The sequence below is a fragment of the Cytobacillus oceanisediminis 2691 genome (assembly GCF_007678455.1).
Lineage (GTDB): Bacteria > Bacillota > Bacilli > Bacillales > Cytobacillaceae > Mesobacillus > Mesobacillus oceanisediminis_A.
The window spans coordinates 615,153-621,830 of the sequence record NZ_VEEP01000002.1 but is presented as its reverse complement, the minus strand read 5'-3'; the positions used below and the strand labels follow the sequence as shown (position 1 = coordinate 621,830).

Annotated in this window: 10 protein-coding genes; 6 read left to right on the top strand and 4 right to left on the bottom strand. The window is 34.8% G+C overall.

The genetic code is table 11. The features are described from left to right. A partial coding sequence (locus tag FS736_RS06465) for an IS110 family transposase (RefSeq protein WP_144475521.1) occupies nt 1-395 on the bottom strand: 395 nt, incomplete at its 3' end. 374 nt (nt 396-769) lie between these two features. Here FS736_RS06465 and FS736_RS06460 point away from each other — a divergent pair. The 4 genes from FS736_RS06460 (at nt 770) to FS736_RS06450 (ending at nt 2,945) form a co-directional block, all read left to right on the top strand. Further along, on the top strand, nt 770-1,087 hold the full coding sequence (locus FS736_RS06460; protein WP_144475520.1) for a hypothetical protein: 318 nt from the start codon (nt 770-772) through the stop codon (nt 1,085-1,087). A 298-nt stretch (nt 1,088-1,385) separates the two neighbouring features. Beyond that, nucleotides 1,386-1,508, top strand: coding sequence for a hypothetical protein (locus FS736_RS25100; RefSeq protein WP_260983539.1), 123 nt, complete (start codon nt 1,386-1,388; stop codon nt 1,506-1,508). A 132-nt stretch (nt 1,509-1,640) separates the two neighbouring features. Beyond that, the gene (locus FS736_RS06455) at nt 1,641-2,186 is read left to right on the top strand and encodes a hypothetical protein (RefSeq protein WP_144475519.1); all 546 of its coding nucleotides are present in this window, start codon (nt 1,641-1,643) and stop codon (nt 2,184-2,186) included. A gap of 165 nt (nt 2,187-2,351) precedes the next feature. Continuing rightward, nucleotides 2,352-2,945 (top strand): VanZ family protein, encoded by a 594-nt coding sequence (locus FS736_RS06450; protein WP_186326689.1) that lies wholly within the window; start codon nt 2,352-2,354, stop codon nt 2,943-2,945. A 530-nt stretch (nt 2,946-3,475) separates the two neighbouring features. On the opposite strand, the gene FS736_RS06445 is transcribed toward FS736_RS06450, so the two are convergent. After that, nucleotides 3,476-4,015: an MEDS domain-containing protein gene (locus tag FS736_RS06445; RefSeq protein WP_144475517.1), complete on the bottom strand. Its 540-nt coding sequence runs from the start codon at nt 4,013-4,015 to the stop codon at nt 3,476-3,478. A gap of 218 nt (nt 4,016-4,233) precedes the next feature. Here FS736_RS06445 and FS736_RS06440 point away from each other — a divergent pair, with 218 nt between their 5' ends. Further along, nucleotides 4,234-4,584, top strand: coding sequence for a YciI family protein (locus tag FS736_RS06440; protein WP_144475516.1), 351 nt, complete (start codon nt 4,234-4,236; stop codon nt 4,582-4,584). A gap of 265 nt (nt 4,585-4,849) precedes the next feature. Beyond that, nucleotides 4,850-5,407, top strand: a complete 558-nt coding sequence (locus tag FS736_RS06435) for a cysteine hydrolase family protein (protein WP_144475515.1) — start codon at nt 4,850-4,852, stop codon at nt 5,405-5,407. A gap of 313 nt (nt 5,408-5,720) precedes the next feature. Here the strand turns inward: FS736_RS06435 and FS736_RS06430 are convergent, their stop codons facing one another. Beyond that, a complete protein-coding gene (locus FS736_RS06430; protein ID WP_144475514.1) occupies nt 5,721-6,017 on the bottom strand; it encodes a putative quinol monooxygenase in 297 nt (98 codons plus the stop codon). A 21-nt stretch (nt 6,018-6,038) separates the two neighbouring features. Beyond that, nucleotides 6,039-6,674: a nitroreductase family protein gene (locus tag FS736_RS06425; RefSeq protein WP_144475513.1), complete on the bottom strand. Its 636-nt coding sequence runs from the start codon at nt 6,672-6,674 to the stop codon at nt 6,039-6,041. Nucleotides 6,675-6,678: the final 4 nt, after the last annotated feature.

Sequence of the window (6,678 nt, the reverse complement as noted above, 5' to 3'; positions counted from 1 at the left end):
TTTAAAAGCTGGACCCCTCGCTTTTTATATGGCTCTAACTCTTCCTTGTAATACAACTCGCAGAGGTGGTAAGCATCGACGGCATCTGTCTTTACTTTCCTTAAACTTGAACTTTTCGCCTTGTAGGAAATCAATGGGTTAATAATGATTAATAAATAACCACGTTCCTCTAAATATTGGACTACTGATGTTTGATAGTGTCCAGTAGCTTCAAGAATAACTGGAGGTTTTAGACCCGATTCTTTTTGTACTACCTCTAAAAACTCTACAAGTGACTCAAGCCCCTGAAGTGTATGAGCTACTTTAAAGCTCTTACGGAATGGTTTGCCTTTATCGACAAAAGCTTGAACCTGACTTTCCCCCTTAGAAATATCCAGACCAACGACTGGATTCATCCATAACCATCTCCTAATCTTTTATTTTGCCGGTACCCCTTATTTTCCTTGCAGTGTCACAGCTTCGCTTGTTATACGAGATCTATGTCCCAACCAGCCTCAATCATGTTTCTACAAGTAGGGGGCAAACTGTTTTGTTGACGGGATCCAGGTCCCACGTGCAGTTACGTTTTACCCCGGCTACCGTTATAATAAGACCATATAGAAAAAGGTCAACCAGAAATATTTTCTTATCTGGATGACCTTATAATACGATGACCTTATAATACGAACGGTGCAGGATAGTTAAAAAAGTAAACCAGCCAGGTTTTACACACATAAATGAAACTTTCCCCAAAATTTTACGTAATAATTAAGAAAAGGGGGGAGTATTTGTGGGGAAGATTCTTAATATTGTTATAACTTTGGTTTTGATATTGGGAATAAACTATGTAGTATCCCATTTTTTAAATGCAGCCTTTATAGATTACTCTTTTTTTGTGGGACTTATAACTTCAATAATAATTGGATTTTTCACTTCCAGAGGTGGCCTTACTACTCAAAATAGCAATATGTTGATCCAAGCTCAAACTATGTATAAAATGGCACCTGAAAAATTTAAAATCAGACCAAACTTTGCGTTATATACTGCAATTGCCTATACCATTCTTTCTTTAATAACAATGATTTTTGTTTACAGAGATTATTTTTAATTTTGATTCTAATATCCTTACAATTTGAACAAAAGGAGCAGTAATCTTGAAGAGGAATTGTGGCTACATCAATAAAAAGGTGAAAACATTTATGATAGAAGCTCTAAGTAATTTCTTCGGTGCAATAGCTTCGGCTTTATGGGGCAAAAAATCTAAAAAAGAGAAAGTTAATAAATCATTCTAGATGGACAAATGGGTGTGTTTGAATGCGATGATCGATAAAGGATTAACGCATTTTTTGTTGAATTTCTTATTTAAGTAAAGATACAGGTGTCTTGAATAAATAGGAGGGTAATAAATGGAGCTAGTTATAGCAATATTAGCTGTTTTATCTTCTATAGGGATACTTTATTATATGGGGAAGTCTGGATTTAAATGGGGCGAGAACATCGACCAACAAGATGAAAAGGATAGGAAGTAACATTGAAAAAGGTAAGTATTAATAGCAAGGATGCATTGTTCTTGAAGAATAATGCAATTCCTTATTTAACATAAGGAGCAGGTTAGTTAAAGAACATTTAGGGCACATTACTTTCAAAAAGGAGTAACCTAAATGAAAAATTCATTATTAATTAGCTTGTACATTGTATGTAGCATTTTTATGTTATTAGGAAATCCTGTTTATTCACGAGCTTCTTATCCAAATAAAGTTGACTACCTGTATCCTGCAAATACGGAAAAAATAATTGATGAAACTGTAGATGGATTTTACCAGGCTCTAAGAGATAGAAGGTATCCAGTACATCAGGAATTTTACGTAAGACATAAGTATAGCCAAGAAGATTTGGATGCTGGTCTCTTTAAAGAAATGACTGATGCATCAGTTAATATTAGGAAAAAGGTATTGTTTAATGAGCTTAAAGGATTCAATTATATGACTTGGGATGGAAATGTTTTTCATACCTATCCTGATATAGATTTAAAATACCATCAGACAGTCAGCCCCAATAGGCAAGTTTTTTTCTTCTATTCCTTTAAAGACACAGAGAAAGAATTTAGAGGTAAATATGCAATTTATGATGTTGAAACAAAAGAATTCCTATCAGGTGGAGGTATGTATTTCCCGAAATATCCGACTTATAAGGATCATTTGAAGTAACAAATGAGTATTTTTAAAGAAACGGGTGCGTTGATCCAGAAGGATTAGCCACCTTTTTTGTTGAATTCCTTATTGAACAAAAGAAGCAGTAATCTTTAAGAACTTTATCGACACATCACTGTAAATCGTGTAAAATTTTGGTATCACTTTTTGGGGGAAATCATTTTGATTGGAATAGAACCATTAGCGTTTTTAAGCAGTATTATATTCCTTATAATTTACTTCATTAGGTTGAAAAATAAGAGAATTACAGTCGGTCGTTCAATTATTGACGCAGTTTTTTTAATTTATTTGATATGTCTATTAAATATAACTATTTTTCCAATTCCATTTCAAAAGAACTTTATTAATGATTACTTAATATCCCTTGGTGTTGATGTTCCTTATAAGTATAATTTAATTCCTTTTATGACTGTCTGGAATTCACTTCAGAACGCAGTTACTTATCATACCTATTTTTTAGAACTTAGAAATATAGGAGGGAATCTTGTTCTATTGGCTCCCTTAGGATTATATTTCCACTTTATTAAGAGGAATTTAAGCCTAAGGAAATTAATAGTTAGCGGATTTCTAATTTCATTTTTGATTGAGATTATTCAGTTATCAATTTCCTTATCTATTGGTTATTCTTATCGTAGTTTTGATATTGATGATTTACTTCTAAATACATTAGGTTTTATATTTGGTTATAAGGCATTTTTATTAATAAAAAATGAAATTTTAAAACAGGGAACAGTATCTTCTAAAATCAAAGTTTAAGCGATGCTTTTAAAGCATCGCTTTCCTACTTAATACAGGCTTTGTGAAAAAATGTACTTAAACATAAGGGTGCTTTACTTTAATAAAGAAGTAAAAGAAAAGAACTAGAATTTTTCATATCTAGTTCCTTCTTTATTGCTAAATAGGATGCGCTTTGGTTTGCTAATTCATATATGAAACTTGTTGTTATTTGCTATGCTTTTTCCTATTTTGCATTTCAAAAGAGAAAACGGTACTTTGCAGGATATTGGTTCTCTTTTGGAGTGCAAAACGTGAAAAAACTAAACAAAAGGCATGCTGAATCCATATGATTTTGCATGCCTTTTAATTGATATATCAAGGTTTATGACGTTTTTTCATAAGAATTAACACTGTATTTAGCACACTGATTAGCAGCATGAGAATGGTCATCATCACACTGTTATTTTATATGCTATAATACCAACCATTTTATTCAAAGTGAGCTTAATTTCGTAAACAGGACATATTCAGAAAAAATAAATCTGTAATAATATGTTTATCCTGTTGCTTCACTGCTTCTCTTTTACAAGAAAGTTGTGGCAAGGTAGAAGCCCTTCCTTAAATTCCTTACTAACCCTTTTTGAATCGTAGGCACAAACAGAAAGAAGATTTGTTTCGGTCACAATTTTATCAGCTTCATTTTCAGAATCCAATAATTTTTTACTTACTTCCCGCTCATCCCGCCATTCTACATGGGCCCAGCTTCGGGCGACTAAATCAATTTCTGAATTACCTCCAGTTAAGTCAGGAAGATAATCGAAAATAGAATTAACTCTAAAGTCTCCCGTGGCATAATAGAAGTCATAATTATTGACAAACACCACTTTTTCTAATTGGTATTCATTCACTAATAACGTGAGTCTTTTTTTAATCAACAATGTATTTCGATCATTTTCTACAATGATACAATATTCATTCAGTTCCAAACCGGAAGTGATAAATTCGGCCGCATTTAAAATATACTGATCCTGATTCTCATAGAAATATAAAACATGGCCCTTAGTAAGGTTTTGAATTTCATTAACTTCCATTAAATGCGTACTTTCCACATGTGCACCCCATTGAAATAGACATATGAGCCTTTAAATAACTTTATCATAAATTTATGCTGAAAAGGGTTCCGCCAGCAAAATAAAACATTAAATAAGCTAAACAGGCAGTTTAGCATTCCTGTAGATTGTTGTTTTTGAGCTTTGATAAAAATAGGGCTCCTCAGTAAGATATGAGTTAGACACGACTCAAATTCAACCTTAAGGAGGAATTTTTTATGCTGTTTATGTTGATTGTCAAAGCCTCGAAGAATTCAGAAGGCGGAAATCTCCCGAGCCCAGAGCTCATGGAAGCCATGGATAAGTACAATGAGGAATTAGATAAGGCAGGTGTGCGGGTTATGGCTAAAGGGCTTCATCCAAGTACAAAGGGGATTCGCATTTATTTCCCGAAAACAGGTGAAAATCCGGTGGTTACGGACGGCCCATTTCCGGAAACAAAGGAATTGATTGCCGGGTTCATTTTGATTGATGTGAATACGAGGGAAGAAGCCATCGAGTGGGCCATGCGGATGCCCGACCCGCAAGGACAAGGGGAAGGTCAGATTGAATTACGACAAGTATTTTAGGCACGAGAGGTAACCAAGGATCTTTTAAGCAAGAACTCAAGCTAATTATTAGTTGAAACTTGTTTCTTCTTTTTCCACTAACGGTACTATATAAATTATTATTTTTGTGTTAAAATTTTAACGTCTGAAAATTCAGTCTAATATTTTCATTTAGGAGGTAGATATTATGGCAAAGAAAAAATATATTGGGATAATGAATACTAAGGGGAATACGTCTAAATAAATTTAATAATGCGTTTTCCTATAATTGAAAGGGGAAAATCACTTGAATCAAACATTATTAATTATTGATGCCCAACAAGAGTTAATTGATGGAAATCAGAAAGAAAGTGCTGTATTTAATAAAGAACAACTAATAAGTAATATCAATTCAGTAATTGAAAAAGCAAAAACATTCGGTGTTCCAGTTGTCTTTGTAAGAGATTTAGATGTTGCTAAAGGAAAAGATAAAGGATTTCAAGTTCATGAAGAAATTAATATTCCTGCGGATACAATGATTTTTGATAAAGCTGCAACGAATTCTTTTCATGGAACAGGACTACTGAATTACCTAAAATCTCAAAAGAGTGAGCATGTCGTTATAATGGGGTGTAAAACTGAGCACTGTATAGACAGTGCAGTCAGAACAGCCACGATTAATGGGATGGATGTTACATTAGTAGGTGATGGACATTCAACAACGGCTAGTGGTGCTTTAAGTGCAGAACAAATTATTAAGCATCATAATAAAACTCTTCATGGTCATTACAATGTGGAACACTTTTCAGTTGTTAGAAATGCAATGGAAGACTTGTTCAATCCAATTCATGATTCATATAGGTAAATAGAAAATATAGAATAGAAATTTTTCATATTAACAGTAAAAGCCCAATTTCTTACTAAGAAATTGGGCTATTTTAATTTGTTATACAATTTATTAAGTTAAGTTTTAAAAATCAATTAAATCAAAAATAATGCACCTATACTATAGGATGCTTTACTTTGAACAAAGAATACAAATGAAAGGAGCTAAGATTTTTTAGATCTAACTCCTTTTTTATTAAGCGATTTGGCCTGCTATTTCATAATGCTTTTTTCAAATTTGCACTTCAAAAGAAAACCCATTACTTTGCTGGAAGGAAATGTCCCTTTGCTTTCTATTTTGAAATCGGCTCGGCATTAAATAGCTTTACTTCTGTTGGAGCGGCCATGAATTGTGGTGCTTTGGCCATGAAGGCGGTGAAATGCTCTGCCTGGTTATGAAGCTTGACGGCCTCCATGTCTTTCCATAATTCAACCATTGTGTAGGCTCCGGCTTTTTCGGTGTCTTTTAAAAGGTCATAGGAGACATTGCCTTGCTCGGCTCTTGATGCTTCGATTAATGGCTTTATTTCTTTTAGAAACTCCTGTTCTACGTCTGCTTTTACTTGAAAACCGGCATGAATGATAATCATTGTTCATTTCTCCTTTTTCTATTATTTCCACTGTGCGATGACATCTACAGGCAAGCGGACTGATTGGTACCCCTGGTCAGCGGCTTTCCCGATGGAGATGAGCATGACAGGGTAAAAACGATCCTTGTCCAGGTCAAAGGCTTCTGCGATTTGGTCTTTTTCGTATCCGCCAATTGGGTTTGTATCATAGCCGTGTGCGCGAGCTGCGAGCATCAATTGCATGGAAACGAGTCCAGCATCGATGAGGAACATTTCTTTCTTTTGCTCGGTTGTCATGGTTTCCACAAGTCCTGCGATTGCGGGAACCTGTTGGTCTCTGACTTCAGCTGGCATTAACCCTTTTTTCACTGCAGTATTATAGATCGTTTCCAGGTATTCTTCACTGTTCATGTCTACAAACACTGCGATCATGGCCGCTGATGTTTCGACTTGTCTCTGGTTGAATTTTGCTAAAGGTGCAAGGGTTTCTTTTCCTTCCTTCGAATCAATCACGACGAAACGCCATGGCTGCAGGTTCACGGAGGATGGAGCCAGAGTTGCTTCCTCAAGGATTTGGGCCATTTCTTCTTTGCTGATTTTTACCGTTGAATCATAGTTCCTGATGGAGCGGCGGCCTGTGATGATTTCTTTGAAGTCGTTCTGTGTAAGTGTGGTCATGTTG